At 44.7% G+C, this 17,743-nt stretch carries 18 protein-coding genes and 1 tRNA gene; 4 read left to right on the top strand and 15 right to left on the bottom strand.

All coding sequences use genetic code 11. From position 1 onward, the window contains the following. Nucleotides 1–58: 58 nt before the first annotated feature. Complete coding sequence (locus tag BN6465_RS03810; RefSeq protein WP_066731847.1) at nucleotides 59–667, bottom strand: hypothetical protein; 609 nt, start codon at nucleotides 665–667, stop codon at nucleotides 59–61. 125 nt (nucleotides 668–792) lie between these two features. Here BN6465_RS03810 and BN6465_RS03805 point away from each other — a divergent pair. Beyond that, nucleotides 793–864, top strand: a tRNA-Arg gene (locus BN6465_RS03805). Between the two features lie 76 nt (nucleotides 865–940). Here the strand turns inward: BN6465_RS03805 and BN6465_RS03800 are convergent. The 8 genes from BN6465_RS03800 to BN6465_RS03765 all read right to left on the bottom strand — a co-directional run bounded on the left by BN6465_RS03800 (nucleotide 941) and on the right by BN6465_RS03765 (nucleotide 8,473). Then, nucleotides 941–1,771: a DUF5688 family protein gene (locus tag BN6465_RS03800; protein WP_066731845.1), complete on the bottom strand. Its 831-nt coding sequence runs from the start codon at nucleotides 1,769–1,771 to the stop codon at nucleotides 941–943. Nucleotides 1,772–2,028: 257 nt separating this feature from the next. After that, nucleotides 2,029–2,586 (bottom strand): elongation factor P, encoded by a 558-nt coding sequence (gene efp / locus BN6465_RS03795; protein ID WP_066731843.1) that lies wholly within the window; start codon nucleotides 2,584–2,586, stop codon nucleotides 2,029–2,031. A gap of 159 nt (nucleotides 2,587–2,745) precedes the next feature. Further along, nucleotides 2,746–3,747, bottom strand: a complete 1,002-nt coding sequence (locus BN6465_RS03790; RefSeq protein WP_066731841.1) for a TRAP transporter substrate-binding protein — start codon at nucleotides 3,745–3,747, stop codon at nucleotides 2,746–2,748. Nucleotides 3,748–3,758: 11 nt separating this feature from the next. After that, nucleotides 3,759–5,048, bottom strand: a complete 1,290-nt coding sequence (locus tag BN6465_RS03785; protein ID WP_066731839.1) for a TRAP transporter large permease — start codon at nucleotides 5,046–5,048, stop codon at nucleotides 3,759–3,761. A 3-nt stretch (nucleotides 5,049–5,051) separates the two neighbouring features. Continuing rightward, a complete protein-coding gene (locus BN6465_RS03780; protein ID WP_066731836.1) occupies nucleotides 5,052–5,543 on the bottom strand; it encodes a TRAP transporter small permease in 492 nt (163 codons plus the stop codon). A gap of 55 nt (nucleotides 5,544–5,598) precedes the next feature. After that, nucleotides 5,599–6,363, bottom strand: a complete 765-nt coding sequence (aroD, locus tag BN6465_RS03775) for a type I 3-dehydroquinate dehydratase (RefSeq protein ID WP_066731834.1) — start codon at nucleotides 6,361–6,363, stop codon at nucleotides 5,599–5,601. A gap of 13 nt (nucleotides 6,364–6,376) precedes the next feature. After that, nucleotides 6,377–7,561, bottom strand: a complete 1,185-nt coding sequence (locus BN6465_RS03770; protein WP_066731833.1) for an MFS transporter — start codon at nucleotides 7,559–7,561, stop codon at nucleotides 6,377–6,379. A 33-nt stretch (nucleotides 7,562–7,594) separates the two neighbouring features. Further along, nucleotides 7,595–8,473, bottom strand: a complete 879-nt coding sequence (locus BN6465_RS03765; RefSeq protein ID WP_066731831.1) for a shikimate dehydrogenase — start codon at nucleotides 8,471–8,473, stop codon at nucleotides 7,595–7,597. Between the two features lie 199 nt (nucleotides 8,474–8,672). Here BN6465_RS03765 and BN6465_RS03760 point away from each other — a divergent pair, with 199 nt between their 5' ends. After that, nucleotides 8,673–9,557, top strand: coding sequence for a LysR family transcriptional regulator (locus tag BN6465_RS03760; RefSeq protein ID WP_066731828.1), 885 nt, complete (start codon nucleotides 8,673–8,675; stop codon nucleotides 9,555–9,557). Between the two features lie 21 nt (nucleotides 9,558–9,578). Here the strand turns inward: BN6465_RS03760 and BN6465_RS03755 are convergent, their stop codons facing one another. After that, nucleotides 9,579–10,466 (bottom strand): LysR family transcriptional regulator, encoded by an 888-nt coding sequence (locus tag BN6465_RS03755; protein ID WP_066731827.1) that lies wholly within the window; start codon nucleotides 10,464–10,466, stop codon nucleotides 9,579–9,581. A 187-nt stretch (nucleotides 10,467–10,653) separates the two neighbouring features. Here BN6465_RS03755 and BN6465_RS03750 point away from each other — a divergent pair, with 187 nt between their 5' ends. Together BN6465_RS03750 and BN6465_RS03745 are read left to right on the top strand one after the other, a co-directional pair. Then, nucleotides 10,654–12,654 carry an oxidoreductase gene (locus BN6465_RS03750; RefSeq protein ID WP_066731826.1) on the top strand — a complete coding sequence of 667 codons (2,001 nt, stop codon included), beginning with the start codon at nucleotides 10,654–10,656 and terminating at the stop codon, nucleotides 12,652–12,654. Nucleotides 12,655–12,792: 138 nt separating this feature from the next. After that, nucleotides 12,793–13,296, top strand: a complete 504-nt coding sequence (locus tag BN6465_RS03745; RefSeq protein WP_066731825.1) for a gamma carbonic anhydrase family protein — start codon at nucleotides 12,793–12,795, stop codon at nucleotides 13,294–13,296. Between the two features lie 23 nt (nucleotides 13,297–13,319). On the opposite strand, the gene BN6465_RS03740 is transcribed toward BN6465_RS03745, so the two are convergent. The 5 genes from BN6465_RS03740 to BN6465_RS03720 all read right to left on the bottom strand — a co-directional run bounded on the left by BN6465_RS03740 (nucleotide 13,320) and on the right by BN6465_RS03720 (nucleotide 17,724). Then, a complete protein-coding gene (locus BN6465_RS03740) occupies nucleotides 13,320–13,823 on the bottom strand; it encodes a YqeG family HAD IIIA-type phosphatase (protein ID WP_066731824.1) in 504 nt (167 codons plus the stop codon). Beyond that, on the bottom strand, nucleotides 13,816–14,607 hold the full coding sequence (locus tag BN6465_RS03735) for a shikimate kinase (protein WP_066731822.1): 792 nt from the start codon (nucleotides 14,605–14,607) through the stop codon (nucleotides 13,816–13,818). The genes BN6465_RS03740 and BN6465_RS03735 overlap by 8 nt, the downstream gene beginning before the upstream one ends. Before the next feature lie 117 nt (nucleotides 14,608–14,724). Continuing rightward, on the bottom strand, nucleotides 14,725–15,444 hold the full coding sequence (locus tag BN6465_RS03730; RefSeq protein ID WP_227183192.1) for a peptidoglycan recognition protein family protein: 720 nt from the start codon (nucleotides 15,442–15,444) through the stop codon (nucleotides 14,725–14,727). 237 nt (nucleotides 15,445–15,681) lie between these two features. Then, nucleotides 15,682–17,136, bottom strand: coding sequence for an IMP dehydrogenase (guaB, locus tag BN6465_RS03725; protein WP_066731818.1), 1,455 nt, complete (start codon nucleotides 17,134–17,136; stop codon nucleotides 15,682–15,684). A 96-nt stretch (nucleotides 17,137–17,232) separates the two neighbouring features. After that, nucleotides 17,233–17,724, bottom strand: a complete 492-nt coding sequence (locus tag BN6465_RS03720) for a DUF6106 family protein (protein ID WP_066731816.1) — start codon at nucleotides 17,722–17,724, stop codon at nucleotides 17,233–17,235. Nucleotides 17,725–17,743: the final 19 nt, after the last annotated feature.

The raw sequence follows: 17,743 nt of genomic DNA, 5'->3' as shown, positions 1-17,743 counted from the left end.
ATCTGGGAACAGGATATTCTGATGCTTCGAATTTCTGTTCCCAGATTTCATATGTCCGTTACTCTGCCATGGCATTCTGCAGATCATTCAATGCTTCCGCCAGCATAGCGTCCGATTTGACCGCCTTGGCGTACGCTGTCTCAACATTCTGAAACAAGGCCTGTACATCTTCATGAGCAGTAATGTCGGCAATACATTTCTGTGTCTCCACATCCTCGGCCTTAGCATTCACCCTTATCTTTCCTTTTGCGTCTTTATCTACGAACAAAGTCCCCAACCCCGGGACGGCTGTGTAGATATCCTTTATCTTCATATCATACTTAGCAAATACCACATATGTATCTTGATATTTTCCTCTTTTCATAAACACAGAAAGATTTCCATATGCTTCCACATAGTCAGAGTTTTCTTTCTGCCGTTCATAGTATTTTGTTACTGCCTCTGTAACCTCTTCATCCAGATTCTCCGTCAGAGGGTTCATCTCTGCCACATTATATTCTTCGCATATCGCGATTACCGGCGCAGAGACTGCAAGCGGCTTTTTATCATTGGTCAGAAAAAACAAAGCTGCCATGCCGGCCACAATCAGAAACAGCACTCCAACGACCATGTTGGCACGTCTGTTTTCCAATATCCAGCGGCAGCGGCTTTTTTTCCTTTCTGCCATGATACAACCTCCTATTCCCCCCTATAATAACCTCCGGCTGTTTCTCAAGTCAATAGCAAAAAAAGACTAGTTTTGTCTAAATATTTTTCTTGATTTTTCTGCTGACACGTGCTATATTTATACTTGTCTCTGTAGCTCAGTGGATAGAGCACCGCCCTCCGGAGGCGGGTGCGTCAGTTCGATTCTGATCAGAGACGTTTAGAGCAGTCAGCCGCAGACATGATTCACGTCTGCGGCTGTCTTTTATGATATAGGAAATTCTTACGGACTCTCCTACAAAATCAATCTGCCCTCTTTCCCGCTATAGTAATATACGTTACCTGAAAGCACTTCTTCCTCCTCAACGTCTTCACTGTTAATCTCCCCAGCCATAATCTCAAGCTGGAGCCGGTTAAGCCCATAGCTCTCGGGAATCAATATCATTTCATGTATACTGCTTGGTATAACATAAAAATTCTCACCAATCGTCTCTCTGGCCTTTTTACATGCCTCCGGATAACATACCGTGCAGGCTCCCAGATTCTGCGGTTGATTTGTCATCACATACATAAAATTCGCCAACTTCTCAAACCGCAGGGGCAGCAGCTTCGGCGTGTTCTTCTCCGCCGCTTTCATAATTTCCTCCTTCGACACTCCCCATTCACCGAGATGCTCATTCTTGACAAGCAGCGTCGCATTTCCGAAAGGAGTAGCCTCCAACAGCACATAAAATACCAATGCCAAATCAAGAAACTCTTCATACGGAACTTCCCCTAAAAGATTCTCATTTGCTTCGCGTTGAATCAACTTATAAACGATTTTTTCTTTCACTTTTTCATAGGAAAATATATTATCGCAGGAATAAGAATTTTGTACTTTGACTTGTTCATAGATTTGCTGGATAGTCTCTGCTAATAGCGAAATGCTTTTCCCCTTCAGATACTGCTCATAGAATTCTTCTAAATAGATAGCAGGGGAAACATTGACACCTCTTCTGCCTATCATCAGACCTTTTCTGATTGTGCCGTTATTCTTCATCGCGGTGTGCAGTTCCACAATGATATCTGGCTCCAGATGCTCCTTGACCTCTTCTTTGACGGCATTTATAAATTCTGTGTAATTCATAGTAGTTTTCCTTTCTTTTGTACATATATTTTATTTGGACTGCCAGCCAAAGGTTATATGGATACCCAAATGATTTTGGACAAAATACCTGATAAGGTATGTGAATTGATTATACTAAGCCTCTCTGCTCTCTGCAAGTGTTTTTTTGGTTGTTGTCCAAGTAGTTTGACATCAAAAAAGCCCGGAATTAAAGGTTTTGTACCTTCATCCGGGCTTGTCTGAACTATAAACTTTGTGAAATATGACTACAGGTAAATCTATGCTCTGGAGAGATAATCCCCTGTACGTGTGTCAATTTTGATTCTGTCTCCCTGATTGACGAACAGCGGCACCAATACGCTTGCTCCCGTCTCAACGATAGCCGGCTTGGTAGCACCTGTGGCTGTATCGCCCTTTACACCCGGTTCTGTCTCTGTAATCTCCAGCTCCACATTAAGAGGCGGCTCAACAGAAAATACATTTCCCTGATGTGAACATACTTTGACCATTTCATTTTCTTTTACAAACTTCAACGCATCGCCGATGGTGTCTTCATTCAAAGCGATCTGGTCATAAGTCTCAACATCCATAAAGTGATAAAGCTCACCGTCAGAGTATAAGTACTGCATATCTTTTCTGTCAATATGAGCCGTATCGAATTTCTCTGTCGGGCGGAATGTCTTCTCTACCACACCACCATTGATAATATTCTTCATCTTTGTTCTTACAAATGCGGCGCCTTTACCCGGTTTAACATGCTGGAACTCCAAAATCTGAAAGATATTTCCCTCGATCAGAACGGTAAGACCATTTCTAAAATCTCCTGCTGAAATCATTGTAATCCTCCTTATATATGCCTTAGGCATTCCTTTTTCATCATAAAATTATTCACTGCTAATAATTCTATAATAAATTTCTCTTTTTTTCAACCGAAACTTTGCATATTTGCCGAACTTTTAGAGTTTTCCTGAGGATTTCCCTACTAATTCTGTCCTTTAGTTTCCCTTCAGATACGCATCCACGATTTCAGGACTCACGTTTTTCCTGATTTCTTCATATACCGGCAATGCGGCTTCACGCATCTTTTCTTTCACTTCCTCGGTTAAAACAACGATCTCCGTGCCACTATTTTCTATCTCTTCTATCTTATCCGCTATACGCTCATCGGAAGCTTTTCTTGCCGCTTCCTTGGCAGTCTCGGCGGCCGTTTTGATAATTTCCTGCTTCTCTTTTGGCAGTTCCTGATAAAAATCATCACTTACAATCAGTGAAATAAAATGTGGAAGGTGGTTAGTCTCCACCACATAATCCTGTTGTTCATATAAGCGGTTGGAGACGATGACCTCGTAAGGATTCTCCTGTGCATCAATGGTCCCCTGCTGGAGGCCGATATAGACCTCACTGAATGTCATAGGCGTCGGGCTTGCTTTCAATGATTTCCAGAAATCCATGTGATAAGAATTTTCCATTGTCCTGATTTTCTGGCCCTTGAAATCATTCAAACTCTCTACTTTCTTATTTGTAGACATTACTCGAAACCCTTGGTCTGCGTAACCAAGAAGCTTATATCCTCCCTCTGTATACACCGATTCCATCAAATTATAAAAAACCGGGTCGTCGACCGCCGCTCTTGCCTCCTCAATCGTATCGAACAGGCAGGGGGTATCAAAAATGGCTAAATCCGGCATGAATCCAACTTGAGGCGCCGTATTCTGTATAACAAAGGGGATATCTCCATCCGCGCACGTCTCAAGAAGCTCCCTGTCCCCTCCCAGCGTACTGTTGGGATAGACCTGAATCTTCATCTTTCCATCACTCAAGTTCTCCACCGCGGCCGCGAATTCTTCCGCATAAATCTGGGTCACGGTGTCTTCCGGGCTGGCAGTGGCCAGAGGCCACGCATACCGCTGAACACCGTCTTCCTCTCTTCTCTGGCATCCGTCCAGAAGGCAGAATGAGAAGAATAAAATCACGATTCTCATTTTTGTTTTCCCCATCTTCTACCTCCCTAAATAAATGCCGTACTAATAGCCGGAATAAATGTTATCGCCAGCAGTGCCGCCAAAAAATAGACAATCATAGGCATCGCCTTTTTTGCCAATTCCACTACCGGAATCCCGGTCAAGGAGCTGGCCACGAACAAGTTGACACCTATCGGAGGCGTCACAAAGCCGATGGCAAGATTCACCACCATCATGATTCCGAAATGAATAGGATTCATCCCTATCGCAGTGACGATCGGCAGGAGAATCGGCGTCAAAATAAGAATAGCCGGAGTCGTATCCATCACCATGCCCACAATCAGCAGGAAAATATTGATGACCAGAAGAATCATGATTTTATTGCTGAAATGAGTCAATATCCATTCACTCACCGTCTGCGGCACCTGCATCAAAGTCAGCACCCGTGAAAATGCGACCGAAGCCGCCAGTATAAAAAGGATGGGCGCATACGTACGGACTGTCTCTACAAGAATCCCCCATATATCTTTCAGCTTAATGGTCTTATAAATAAGGAGGCTCACAGCAGCCGCATAGAATACCGATATGACCGCCGCCTCCGTGGGGGACGCGACACCGGAATAAATACATCCAAGAATAATGACCGGGCTTAACAGTGCAAAAAAACTCTCCCTCAGCACCGCCCAAAATCCTTTGTCATGCAGTTCATCCACAACCGCGTGAATCTTTTCTTTGTCCTCCCCGTGCTTTCTGCAGTAGAATACAGTATAAGCCATCAATAAAGCGCCTATTAAAATTCCGGGGATAATGCCTGAGATAAACAGATCACTCACAGATTCTCCTGAAGCCATGCCGTACATAATAAAAGGGATACTGGGTGGAATTATGACTCCCAGACCGCCCGCCACGGCGACCACAGCCGTGGAGAACTTTTTGTCATATCCCAGCTTTGTGAGAATTGGAATCGTCATACTTCCCACCGCCGCCACCGTGGCCGGGGCAGACCCGGAGATTGCCCCATAAAAAAGGCATGTCACAATGACTGCACAAGGCATTCCTGCCGTCAGTTTTCCCAAAAAATATGCAAACACATCAAATAGTTTTCTGGAGATTCCCCCCTTTGCCATCACAATTCCGGAAAGTACGAACATGGGAACCGCAAGCAAAGGGAAGCTGTCGATTCCCCCCAGCATAGAGCGCACAATGAATTGTCCGGTAGCTGTAAAAGAAGAATCAAACGCCCCCGGAAGAATCGAAGCAATACCAAGCGTAATGGAAACAGGTATGGCAGTCACCAGACATACTACAAATATTATAAATACGACTACTGCCGGCATCTTCTACTCCCCCCTCTTTCCACGCACGGTCTGAAACTCGATCCACCATCTCTGGATGATTCGAAAAGAAACAAGGAGAAAGCTGACGAAGGGAGCTGCCTGCACATAATACATAGGGATACCGCAAGCCGGACTCACCTGTCCGCTCACATAAGCGGAAAGCATATACCGAAACGCAAACGGTATTAAGTAGAAAAAGAACAACAACTCCATCGTATGGTTGACCAGCTTAAAGATTGCCTTCCCCTTTCTTGGGAAAACAGCCACGAACTGTTCTATCTTTATAGAGATACATTTTTTCGTGCAATAGCTGACACTTATAAATCCAGCCCACACGAACAAATACCGTGTCACTTCTTCAGACCATGAAAGTGATGCACCCAGTACATATCTTGAAAACACTTGTATTCCCATAATAACAGTCATCAAAATCAAGCTGGCTGCCATCAGAAATTCTTCCAGACTTTCATTCAGCCAATTCCACACTCTTTTCATCCGCTTCCCTGCTCTCCCTTCCAGTTATATCCGGACTTTCTCCCACATCGTTTTCCTACATACTCTCATGTATCATGCTTAAAATCTCTCTTAGCTGCAGTGCATTCATCTGCCCCGGGGCGGATGCCTTCCCGACTGCCCCAAAAGTCAGGGTTGAGCCGAATACTTCTCCGCACAGGCGGCTGATGAGCCCTGTCCCTGCCATTGACATGGTGATAATCGGACGCTTCGCATATTCCGAAACCATCTCCTCCGTAGCCGCGAGCAAGGTAAGTACATCTCTCTTCGACTGCGGCATCACCGCAATCTTCGGGATATCAGCCCCCAGCTCCTGCATCTTGCACAGACGTCCCACGATATCATCCTTCTCTGGTGTCTTATCAAAATCATGATTTGAGGCAACCACTTTGACACCGTGTTCATGAGCGCACTTGACAATGTCTTTTACCACCTCATCGCCGGTAAATACTTCCACATCCACCAAGTCTGCCAGTCCGGTGGCCGTCGCCATTTTATTTAATTCAACATAGTCGGAAACGTCAATAGACTTCTCTCCGCCTTCCTTTGATGTGCGGAATGTGAACAGAATCGGCGTTTCCGCCAATACCCCGCGCAGCTCTTTCAGCACGTCCTCCACCTGCTGAAAATCGAACACTCCCTCGAACCAGTCCACCCGCCATTCTACTATGTCGGGCGCGGCATTTTCAAAAGACCTTGCTGAATTCAGAATCTCCTCTTTTGTCTTCCCTACAATGGGAACACAGATTTTGGGGATTCCCTCTCCAATCTTTACACCTCTGACCTCTATAACATTGCCCATAATATGCTCCTCCTTATTCTTCCGATGTGCGCTTTACTAAAACGCCATAGCGCAAATTTACAAATAACGCAAGCAGTACACCGACTATTGTAATCACGATATTCATCATTATAACATTGGTAGACGACATTTTGGAAGCCGCACTTAAAATTGTATAATTACATAAACTTGACGCTATCATCACTAAACTGGTAATAGTTCCCTTGATTTTCGGGAACAAGTCATTTACAGTGGCCGTCGCCATCTGCAGCACGCCGCCTGCTGCCGCATAACCGATGACAAACGCTCCCACATAGCAGATCATCGGTGTCTTGATCAAATAGACGAGCACAAGCATAACAGTGGAAACAGCCGGATAGATCACAAGGAAACGCACCTGTTTGAACTTGGTAATCAAGAGGCTCGTCACAACAAGCGCTGCCATGGTTCCCGCCGAATAGTAAGTCTGCATCATGGACACCGCTTCTGAGGAAATCCCTGCCACGTCCTTTCCAAAGGTCTGCGCACAGTTCAGCCACAGCTGAAAGGTGGCGGTGCTGGTGAAACCAATCAAAATCAATGCAACACTTTCCGCTGAAAATCTGGCATTTTTCAAATTTGTCAAAAAAGATTCCGACTTTCCGTTCTCCGATATCTGCGGAAACGGTGCGAAAATTGCCAGTACGCCAAGAACCGCGATGACAATGCCTGCTACAAGTGGAAGCATAAGATAAGACATTGCGCTGCCCGCAGCCAGTCCTAAGAAAAACGGCATCAAGAGCTGGGCTACTGATATGAAGAACTTGATTCCCATCGTCGCAATCCCTGTGTATTTATAAATAATCTCAGCAACCGCCGGATAGGTGGCCGTGTCAAGAAATGAATTGGCAATGCCTCCAAGAACAGCCGCAATATACGCGATTGTCATATTGGGTGAAAAAGCGATACCTACAAAGAAAATCACATAGGACGCTACACCGATAAGTACAGAAATCCGGCGTCCCAGTTTATCGGAAAGCGGCCCGGCAAACGGGAGGGAGATAAGCCGTCCCAGCCCCAGCGCCGCGGCAATCGCGGTAACCTTCATGACATCGTCGATTCCCCACTGCTGGACCAGAAGCTCCTTCACTACCTGCTGGCTTAAGATGGAGCATCCAATACCATGTATAAAGTAATTCAAATATAAGATAATAACACTTGGCAAATATTTCTTATTCATTTAACGTCCTCTCTTTCCCAGATTATTCATTTGTTAATCTTCGTAGCTGATTCCAAGAACCTCTTTCATGTGGGCGATAGGCATCTCTTTTCCTGTCCACAGCTTAAATGCCGCCGCACCCTGAAAAAGCATCATGCCGAATCCATTCATCCGTTTACATCCCACCTCTTTTGCCATTCTCAAGAGTTCTGTCTCGGCCGGAGAATATACCGTGTCTGTCACGATGAGATCAGGTCTCAAAAAGGAGGTATCCGGTATCACTGCTTTTCCTTCCAGCGGTTTCATTCCCACACCTGTAGCATTGGTAAACATATAGGAATCTGCGATTTCCTTTTTAAGCGCGTCAAGGTCATTCAAATCATAAAGTGTTGCCCTGCAGTTCGTATTCGTATTGATTTTCTCTACAGTATTCACTGCGTTATCCCAAAATTTATCCTTTATATTGAAAATGGACATCTCCTTCACACCGTCCAGCGCCGCCTGAATCTCAATGGCAGTCGCCGCTCCGCCTGCACCCGCTATAGTCATTTTCTTCCCAATCACATCGATATCATTATCCTTCAGCGCCTGCATGAACCCGGTACCGTCTGTGATATGGCCGATTAACTTTCCGTTGTCATTTACAATCGTGTTGACAGCTCCGCACATCTCCGCCGCCGGTGAGAGCTCATCCAAATATTTATGTACTACCGTCTTGTTCGGCATAGAAACATTAGAACCAACTAGTTTCAGCGCGCGCAACCCTTTTACTGCATCCTCCAGCGTGCTGTTATCCACCTCGAACGCAAGATAAGCATAATCCAGACCAAGATAGGCGAATGCTTCATTATGCATGGCCGGTGAGCTGGAATGTCTGATAGGATATGCCATAAGTCCGATTAATTCTGTGTGACCTGTAATTCTTTCTGCCATTGTTATTTCTCCTTTTCCTTATATACTGTTGTTAAATCAACCCTTTGCCCAATTTGTTAAATTTTAAACAACCTCTTGTTAGTTAAATTATAAACGAAGTTATTTGATACTTCAAATACATGTTTTGTTATTTATTGATAGCTTTTAAGTATCATTTATGGTATAATCAGACCAATATAATTATAGAAAGGATTTTATTATGACTCTGAACCAACTAGAATATTTCCAGTCGGTGGCAAGGCTTCAGCACTTTCGCCAGGCCGCGGAATTGTTAAAGATTTCTCAACCCAGCCTGAGCCGCTCTATGGCCGCACTGGAACAGGAACTCAATCTTGTCCTCTTTGAACGGCAGGGGCGGAATGTGGTGCTCACAAAGCCGGGACGTGTATTTCTTGAACATGTGAACAAAATACTCGACGAAGTCCATACAGCCGAGTATAAGATGAAGCAGTTGTCCGGAAGCGGAGGCCACATCGATATCGCATATGTCTTTCCACTGGCCAATTATTACATCCCTCACACAGTGCGCACCTTTCTGGATATCGATAAAAACAAGCATGTAACCTTTAATTTTAACCAGACTCACACCGCAGGTATGGTCTCCGGACTTAAAGCCGACCGGCATGATGTTATCTTTGGCTCCTATGTTCCGGACGAACCAGAGATATCTTTCCTTCCTATTCTCAGGCAGGACATGGTCATAATTACTCCCCTCTCCCATCCTCTCGCCTCATGTACCGAGGCAAGCTACGAGGTGCTCTCTGACTATCCAGTCATCGGATATGACCGCTATTCAGGTCTGGGGGGATTCACCAGCCGCTTCTATAAAGAGCACAATATGTCCGTAAATATCGTGTGCGAATGCCCCGATGAAAACGCCATCGCCTCACTGGTCGCCGAGAACTTTGGCATCGCCCTTGTGGCTCACGTAGACGCTGTCGAACATAATAATGTACGGATCATCCCACTCTCAGACACACAGCTCACACATACTGTATATATGGGATATCTCAAAGACAAGTATCAAATCCCAGCCGTGAAACGTTTTATCCAATTCGTAAAAAGAGAAGGGAAAGCCTATTAAGCTTTCCCTTCCCACTGCCTGTTATTTCTTATAATATTTGCTCATGATATATTCCACAAATTCTTTCGTAACCGGCGCAAGGTATTTATTCTTCAACTGTGCCATATAAATGTAGCGCTCATAGGACGGACTCCCGATATCCAGTACCTCGACCGCCAGATTTTTTAGTATCGGAATCTTTGGCATCACTGCAATCCCAAAATTTTGTGAGACCAGCCCCGCCATGGACGCATCCTCCTCAATCTCATACGCTATCTTAGGCTGTCCGCCTATTTTTTCGAAAAGCGCGTCGATCACAGGCCTTAACCCACTTGTCTTAGTGAAATATACCTGCGGGTATTTTAGAGTATCCTGTAAGTTCACCGATTTTTTCCGGCCCAGCTCGTGCCCTTTCGGCACGACCACCACTAACTTCTCCTTTCCGATTGGTACAAACTCCACATTTGGCTCTTTTGCTTTTCTGGAGCAGAACGCAAGATCGTACTTTTCTTCTTTTAATCCCTGAATAATGTCTGTCGTGTTGCCAACCGTAAAATGGAATTTTACATCCCATTCTTCATGCTGTCTTAAAAATTCACCGACCAGCTGCGGCACAAAAACACTTCCAAGTGTGTAAATGTACGCTAAATCAATCACTCCGCTCGTTTCACTTGTCAGGGCTTTGGTCTTTTTTATACCGGACTCCAGAATTCCAAGTGCCTCTTCCACATACTCCAAAAAAATTCTGCCGTACTTGGTTAAAACAACATTCCTTCCTCTTTTTTCAAAAAGACTTGTTTCCAGTTCTTGTTCCAACATACTGATGGCGTGGCTGAGACTCGGCTGGGTAATGGAGAGCTGCTCCGCAGCTTTTGTATAATGCTCCATATGCGCCAGTGTCACAAAGTAATGCAACTGATTGAGGTTCATAGACCCACCACCTTCTTTCCTAAACATAACATAGCACAATTTATAGGTATTTTCTATGCTTTTTCAGTAAATTTTCAATTTGTTTTTTTGCCCTTTCCCCGTTATAATAAGGCAAAGGAAAAAGGTATGCCCAAGCCTGTTTCCGGCAGCCTCGCGAAACCATATGATTTCACGGAGGGATTTTCTTATGAAAAGTAAATACAAACACATTTTTCAACCGCTTACCATCAAACATATGACACTGAAGAACAGAGTGGTCATGACACCCATGGGCACGAACTATGGTGAACAAAATGGTGAGATGAGTTTTCTTCACATCAATTATTACGAGCAGCGCGCAAAAGGCGGCACCGGCCTTCTGATTGTGGAAAATGCCAGTGTGGACTCTCCTCAGGGATCCAACGGAACTACGCAGCTTCGCATCGACCATGACAATTATATCCCAAGATTATTTAAATTATGTGAGACGGTACACAAACACGGTTCCTGCATCGCAATTCAAATCAATCATGCCGGAGCTTCCGCCCAATCTGCGAGAACGAATATGCAGCCTGTTTCTGCTTCCAATATCCCGTCAAAAGACGGGGGCGAGATTCCCCGCCCACTTGCAAAAGAAGAAATCTATCAAATAGTAAAAAAATACGGCGAAGCGGCCAAACGGGCACAGATAGCAGGCTTTGACGCTGTAGAAATCCATGCGGGACACTCTTATTTAATCAGTCAGTTCATCTCTCCTCTCACAAATAAGAGGACCGATGAATTCGGCGGCAGCGCCGAGAACCGTACCCGGTTCGCCAAACTGGTCATTGAGGAAGTCCGCAGACAGGTAGGTCCATTCTTCCCTATTTTTGTCCGTATCAGTGCCGATGAATTCCTAGAAGGCGGAAATACATTGGATGATTGCCTTGATTACCTACAGTATTTTCAAGAAGAAGTGGATGTCTTTGATGTGTCCGCCGGATTAAACGGCTCCATACAGTATCAGATCGACGCCAATTATCTGCCGGACGGCTGGCGTTCTTACATGGCTAAGGCAGTCAAAGAGCGGTACGGCAAGCCCTGCATGACTATGGGCAACATTCGCGATCCACAAGTGGCGGAAGACATTCTAGCGAAAGGTGACGCAGACTTAATCGGTATGGGCCGTGGACTTATTGCAGATCCAGAATGGGTAAATAAAGTAGAATTCGGTGACGAGGCGGACATTCGCAAATGTATATCCTGTAATATCGGCTGCGCAGGCCACCGCATCGGCATCAACCGCCCTATCCGCTGCACAGTGAATCCTTCCGTCAACGGCGGTGAGGACTATAAAAAGAGAAGAATCTTAAAACCTTGCAATGTTGTTGTTATAGGCGGAGGAACCGCTGGCTTAGAAGCTGCGTGTACCGCCGCAGAAGTAGGCTGTACTACGTTTCTTATTGAGCGGAAACCACAATTAGGCGGGTTGGCAGCGGTTATTTCTCAAATCCCGGATAAAAAAAGACTTGCCGACTTTCCCAACTATTTAATCCATCGTGCAAATAAGCTCCACAACTTATTTATATTTACAGGAACTGAGGCATCTATAGAAATGGTAAAGAGCATGAATCCTGATATCATCGTAAACGCCACCGGTTCAAACCCTCTTCTCCCGCCAATCAAGGGGCTGCACGAAAACATAGACAAAGAAGAAAGCAAAGTATCGTCCATTTTAAATATGATTGCCCATGTGGATGAGTATCCGGAAGATATGAAAGACAAGAAGGTCGTAGTCATCGGCGGCGGCGCCGTGGGACTTGATGTCGTGGAATTCTTCGCTCCCAGAGGCGCGGATGTCAGCATTGTAGAGATGATGCCGGCCATAGGAAACGGCATCGATCCGGTATCCAAGGTCGGGACTTTCACCTTGATGGAGAAGCACGGTGTAAAGCAATGCCCGAACACAGCCCTTCTTGAAGTAAGACCCGATTGCTTCCTCGTAAAAAATCCAGAAGGCAATGAAGAAGAAATGCCCTTCGACTACGGCTTCGTCTGCCTTGGCATGAAAGCAAACGCTCCGATTCTCGAACAAATACGCGATGAATTTGAAGATAAAGACGTTGAAATCATGAATATCGGTGACAGCGTCCGCGCACGAAGAATTATCGAAGGAACAGAAGAAGGACGTAATATCCTCAATATTCTGGAAAAACATGACTATCTATAATTTAATAATAGGATATTCCAAAAAGAGAGGCCCACACTTTTAATGGGTCTCTCTTCTTAATTTTGCCACATGGACAGTCTTGTATTTGCCGGCTCTCCTCTGTATACTATAATCAGTAATTAAAAAGGAGTATAAAATATGACGAATAACCAGATTCCACAAATAGCGCCTACTGCACACATAGCCCCACAGTCCGTGATTGTCGGCGATATTACTATTGGTGAAAATACTAGTATCTTCTACTATTCAGTCCTCCGCGGGGACGATGCGCCCATTACCGTAGGCTCCGGTACAAATATCCAAGAAAACTGTACTGTCCATACAAGTACCGACTCACCCACCGTTATCGGAGACAGAGTTACGATAGGCCATAATGCCGTAATCCATGCCTGCACGATTGGCGACGAGTCGCTAATCGGTATGGGGGCTATTATTCTGGACGGAGCGGTCGTCGGCCGCCGCTGCCTGATTGCTGCCGGCAGTCTTGTCACGAAACACACACAAATACCTGACGGTATGTTGGTTATGGGCAGCCCGGCTAAAGTAAAAAGGCCGCTTACGGAGTCGGAAATCAAAGGACTTCTTGACAGCAGCAGTGAATATGCCTGTACCGGAAAGCATTTATTTGGAAATATAGAATAAAGAAATAACAGGCGGCCTGCCTGTTATTTCTTTTTCTTACTTTTTTTATATGAATGTAACACAATCTTCTCCAAATATCTTTTTAAAACAATCTGTATCTCTTCTTTGGGATGAATCGGCTTAACAAGAATACTCATGATTCCTGTACGTTTTGCTCCCCAGACGTCCGTAAAAAGTTGATCGCCGATAAAGATGGTGGTGTCCTTTTCAGTTCCCATCAGCTCCATCGCCTTTTTATAATTCTTCGTGGAGGGCTTGTGTGCATTAAAAATGTATTTACTTTTCACACTCTCGGCAAAGGGCTTCACCCTTGGCTCTTGATTGTTAGAAATAAGGCAGGTATCGAAACCAATGTCCCTCAACCGGCCGAACAGAGCCATAGAACGCACATCAGCAGGCGCTCCGTGGGGTACCAGTGTATTATCTATATCAAAAATCAAGCCTCTATATCCCAGATGATATAAATCTTCAAAGTCAATCAAATAGGTGGACGCCTTATAATCGTCCGGATAAAAAATCTTAAACATACTCCCCATCCATTTCCAGCAGCTTCTGAATTAATTCTTCGCATATCTGCAGCACCGTCTTATTGTCCGTATGTACTATGATATCTGCGGCTGCTTCATATTTATCACGTCTTGCTTCCATCAAATTCTCAATGTATTCTACATTCTTATGCCCGTTAAGAAGCGGGCGTTCGTCACTATCCTTCACTCTGTTCAAAATGGTTTCTGGCGCAGCTTTTAGAAGGACTACGCGGCCATTCTTCTTCATCTCCTCGACATTGCGTTCTCTCATGGCGACCCCTCCGCCACATGAGACAATCACATTCTGTCTGGCCTGCATCTCTATCAAGAGTTCGGTCTCCCTCGTCCGAAAGTATTCTTCTCCGTATGTCTCAAAAATATCGGAGATACTCATCTCCTCCCGCTCTGCAATGACCTGATCCATCTCCACCACATCCATGGCGAACATAGCGCTCAAATAATCTGAAATCGTACTCTTTCCCGCACCCATAAATCCTATCAGCACAATATTATAGTCAAAGAGCTTCCTCGCCTGTATCTTCTTGCTGTTGCGCATAATGCTTTCAAACACATCATAGATTTCTTCCCTGTGCTTGTTGCTGTGCAGCTTCTTCAACATCTGACGTTTCTGCTTTTCCTCCTGTGCAGGCTGAAGAATCGGCATACCATACTGCTCTTTATAGACCATGATTTTTTCTATTATAGTATAACGCTCCATCAGTGCATCCAAAAGCTTATCGTCACAGTGGGCAAGCTCTTCTCTGAACATCTCTAAATCATTCATTATGTAAATCCCTCTTTTCTAGGCATATGTATTTTAGTCATGTGGAATTTTCTATAACTTCCATTGGGTATTATACCAGAGACTAAAGTCCTTTATCAATAGGGAATATGAAAACAATCAAGATGCCTTCTCAAGCGCTCTTTTTACATTGTCCTTAAATTCATTCCAAGCCTCTTCATCCTCCACAAAATATTTGGGACAATTTTTGCCAGTAACATCATAGTGTCTGATTACATCGTTTTCATCTAACTTAAATTTTTGGCAAAGCCATGCAGTGAGCTGCACCATGGACTGATAAGTCTCTTTGTTGAATCTGCCGCTCTCGTCCGGATGGCAGCACTCAATGGATACCGTATCATGATTCCTGTCATTGGATGCATAGGCAATTTCCCAGGTTGGCACACATTGAATAACCTCCCCGTCCAGACCTATGATAAAATGGCTGCTTGCCTTTGTCTCGTGGCTGTCTTTAAGCCCATTAAAATAATCCCTGTTCTGCTTTGCCGTAGCCCCGGGATTCGCCGTATAATGGATTACAATTCCGGTAATCTTATCGGCCTCATTCCCCGGCCTTGAATACTCATTCACGTCCAAAAGCTGTACATTCAATTCCGGCTTTGCTGCCGTAATCTCACTGTCCGAAAGCTCCACATATTTATCGGACTCAAAAAACAATGGTTTGACAATTTTAACTACAACAAGCAGTATGGTCAAAACAGCCAGTATGATTCCACCTAGAATCATATATTTTCTCAACTTTTTACGCTGTCTGTTTGTATAATAGCTTTTACCATCCCGTCTGGCTGTAAACATATCCCTATTTCTTCTGTACCCCATAACTACTCATCCATCTTCCGTTTAGATTATGTGCCGTCCCTAAAGGCTTTCTTGCGGCCTCCATCCAACTTGATCAGCACATAATATATCTTATCATATAATCGGTGAAGAGTTATTGAACAATTCATTAGAATTTTCTTAAACTTTTATCCTCCAATTGCCTCAAAAATAAGAGGGTATCGCTCAATCATCTATTTTGATGATTTTGCGACACCCTTATAAACTGCTTCATTCTACTTACTCATCTACACTATAGTTCGGAGCCTCTTTTGTGATATGAATATCATGAGGATGGCTTTCCTTCAAAGATGCGGAAGAAATCTTAACAAACTGTCCGTTCTCCTTCAAAGTCTCGATGTCCGCCGCGCCGCAGTATCCCATACCGGAACGCAGGCCGCCCATGAGCTGGAACACCGTATCTTCCACCGTTCCCTTATAGGCCACACGTCCTTCTACCCCTTCAGGAACCAATTTCTTTGCGTCGCTCTGGAAATAACGGTCTTTACTTCCGTTCTCCATAGCCGCGATAGAACCCATGCCACGATACACTTTATACTTTCTTCCCTGATACAATTCAAAAGTTCCCGGGCTTTCATCACATCCGGCAAAAATACTTCCCATCATGCAGACATTCGCTCCCGCAGCGATGGCCTTTGTCATATCGCCTGAGTATTTGATTCCACCGTCGGCGATAATTGGCACCCCATATTTGTTGGCAGCTTCATAACAGTTCATTACCGCAGTAATCTGAGGAACCCCAATTCCCGCTACAACTCGTGTTGTACAGATTGATCCCGGGCCAATGCCGACTTTTACCGCATCTGCTCCTGCCTTAATAAGAGCCTCCGCAGCCTCACCTGTGGCAACGTTTCCTGCAATCACCTGCAGTTCTGGGAATTTACTCTTAATCATATCCACCGTATGAAGTACATTCGCAGAATGTCCGTGGGCAGAATCGAGCACTACAACATCAACCTTGGCATTCACCAGTGCCTCCGCACGCTCCAGACAATTGGCGGTAATACCAATGGCCGCTCCGCAGAGCAGGCGTCCCTGAGAATCCTTTGCGGACAGCGGATATTTAATCTGCTTCTCAATATCTTTGATTGTGATAAGTCCCTTTAAGTTGCCGTCCTTGTCCACAATCGGAAGTTTTTCTTTTCTGGCCTTTGCAAGAATTTGCTTGGCTTCCTCCAAAGTAATACCCTCCGGCGCCGTAATCAGGCCATCCGATGTCATAGATTCTTTAATTTTCTTTGAGAAATCTTCTTCAAACTTTAAATCACGATTTGTGATGATGCCGACCAGCTTCTTCCCTTCTGTAATCGGCACACCCGAGATGCGGAACTTCGCCATCAATTCATTGGCATCCGCCAGCGTATGCTCTGGTGAAAGATAAAACGGATCTGTGATTACCCCATTCTCAGAACGCTTTACCTTATCGACTTCTTCGGCCTGAGCCTCAATAGACATGTTTTTATGAATAATACCAATGCCGCCCTGACGCGCCATCGCAATGGCCATTCTATGTTCCGTGACTGTGTCCATCCCCGCGCTCATCATTGGTATGTTTAATTTAATGTTCTTTGTCAGATAAGTTGACAAATCTACCTGATTCGGAATCACTTCTGAATAACCCGGTACTAAAAGTACATCATCAAATGTAATTCCTTCTCCGATAATCTTTCCCATGATTTTTTCTTCCTCTCTTTCTCGTAAGTAAACATATATTTTATCCGTTATCATACAATAGAACGCAGTCGGGTGTCAACCCCTTTTTCAATTCTCCTATGAAAGAAATACTTTTCTCGGAGCCAGCATACGAAGGCCGTCAAGAATTACCGAATTGGGCTCAAATATGATTCTTTTCTTTGTGCCGTTCTGGATGACGACCATTTCATAAAGCTTTGCTCCTGCCGTACAGGAACTGTAATTCTCAGATTTGAGTCCTTGATACTGTCTGAGCTCCGGCGCTCCTGCCGGTGCGATTACTTCCATATCATTGACATTCATCTCAAACACTCTTTTTCTCTTAGCCTTGGCCATAATCTTATCGATATCAAGATTCCCGTTCACATACAGATACTCGTACTCTAAATCCATATTCCTGAACAAAAAGAAATCGACACAGACCATGATGACCGGTGCTATAATGGCAAATGGTATAATGAAGACCAGCGCAACGCTGAGTACTGTCACTAAAATGAGCAGCACTTTCAGCGCGGCCGCACTTCCGGGCGTCTTTCTTTTAACCAATTGTTCTGTATAAAAATCACTCATACCAAACCTCCGCAATCTT

This window comes from Bariatricus massiliensis, assembly GCF_900086725.1.
In the GTDB taxonomy this organism is placed as follows: Bacteria; Bacillota; Clostridia; order Lachnospirales; family Lachnospiraceae; genus Allocoprococcus; species Allocoprococcus massiliensis.
The sequence above is the reverse complement of the archived record's forward strand: the minus strand, read 5'-3'. Positions and strand labels throughout refer to the sequence as shown.

Coding starts and splice junctions, on each gene's coding strand:
- BN6465_RS03810 (WP_066731847.1), bottom strand. CDS start 667: ATGGCAGAAAGGAAAAAAAGCCGCTGCCGCTGGATATTGGAAAACAGA.
- BN6465_RS03800 (WP_066731845.1), bottom strand. CDS start 1,771: ATGAATTACACAGAATTTATAAATGCCGTCAAAGAAGAGGTCAAGGAG.
- efp (WP_066731843.1), bottom strand. CDS start 2,586: ATGATTTCAGCAGGAGATTTTAGAAATGGTCTTACCGTTCTGATCGAG.
- BN6465_RS03790 (WP_066731841.1), bottom strand. CDS start 3,747: ATGGGGAAAACAAAAATGAGAATCGTGATTTTATTCTTCTCATTCTGC.
- BN6465_RS03785 (WP_066731839.1), bottom strand. CDS start 5,048: ATGCCGGCAGTAGTCGTATTTATAATATTTGTAGTATGTCTGGTGACT.
- BN6465_RS03780 (WP_066731836.1), bottom strand. CDS start 5,543: ATGAAAAGAGTGTGGAATTGGCTGAATGAAAGTCTGGAAGAATTTCTG.
- aroD (WP_066731834.1), bottom strand. CDS start 6,363: ATGGGCAATGTTATAGAGGTCAGAGGTGTAAAGATTGGAGAGGGAATC.
- BN6465_RS03770 (WP_066731833.1), bottom strand. CDS start 7,561: ATGAATAAGAAATATTTGCCAAGTGTTATTATCTTATATTTGAATTAC.
- BN6465_RS03765 (WP_066731831.1), bottom strand. CDS start 8,473: ATGGCAGAAAGAATTACAGGTCACACAGAATTAATCGGACTTATGGCA.
- BN6465_RS03760 (WP_066731828.1), top strand. CDS start 8,673: ATGACTCTGAACCAACTAGAATATTTCCAGTCGGTGGCAAGGCTTCAG.
- BN6465_RS03755 (WP_066731827.1), bottom strand. CDS start 10,466: ATGAACCTCAATCAGTTGCATTACTTTGTGACACTGGCGCATATGGAG.
- BN6465_RS03750 (WP_066731826.1), top strand. CDS start 10,654: ATGAAAAGTAAATACAAACACATTTTTCAACCGCTTACCATCAAACAT.
- BN6465_RS03745 (WP_066731825.1), top strand. CDS start 12,793: ATGACGAATAACCAGATTCCACAAATAGCGCCTACTGCACACATAGCC.
- BN6465_RS03740 (WP_066731824.1), bottom strand. CDS start 13,823: ATGTTTAAGATTTTTTATCCGGACGATTATAAGGCGTCCACCTATTTG.
- BN6465_RS03735 (WP_066731822.1), bottom strand. CDS start 14,607: ATGAATGATTTAGAGATGTTCAGAGAAGAGCTTGCCCACTGTGACGAT.
- BN6465_RS03730 (WP_227183192.1), bottom strand. CDS start 15,444: ATGGGGTACAGAAGAAATAGGGATATGTTTACAGCCAGACGGGATGGT.
- guaB (WP_066731818.1), bottom strand. CDS start 17,136: ATGGGAAAGATTATCGGAGAAGGAATTACATTTGATGATGTACTTTTA.
- BN6465_RS03720 (WP_066731816.1), bottom strand. CDS start 17,724: ATGAGTGATTTTTATACAGAACAATTGGTTAAAAGAAAGACGCCCGGA.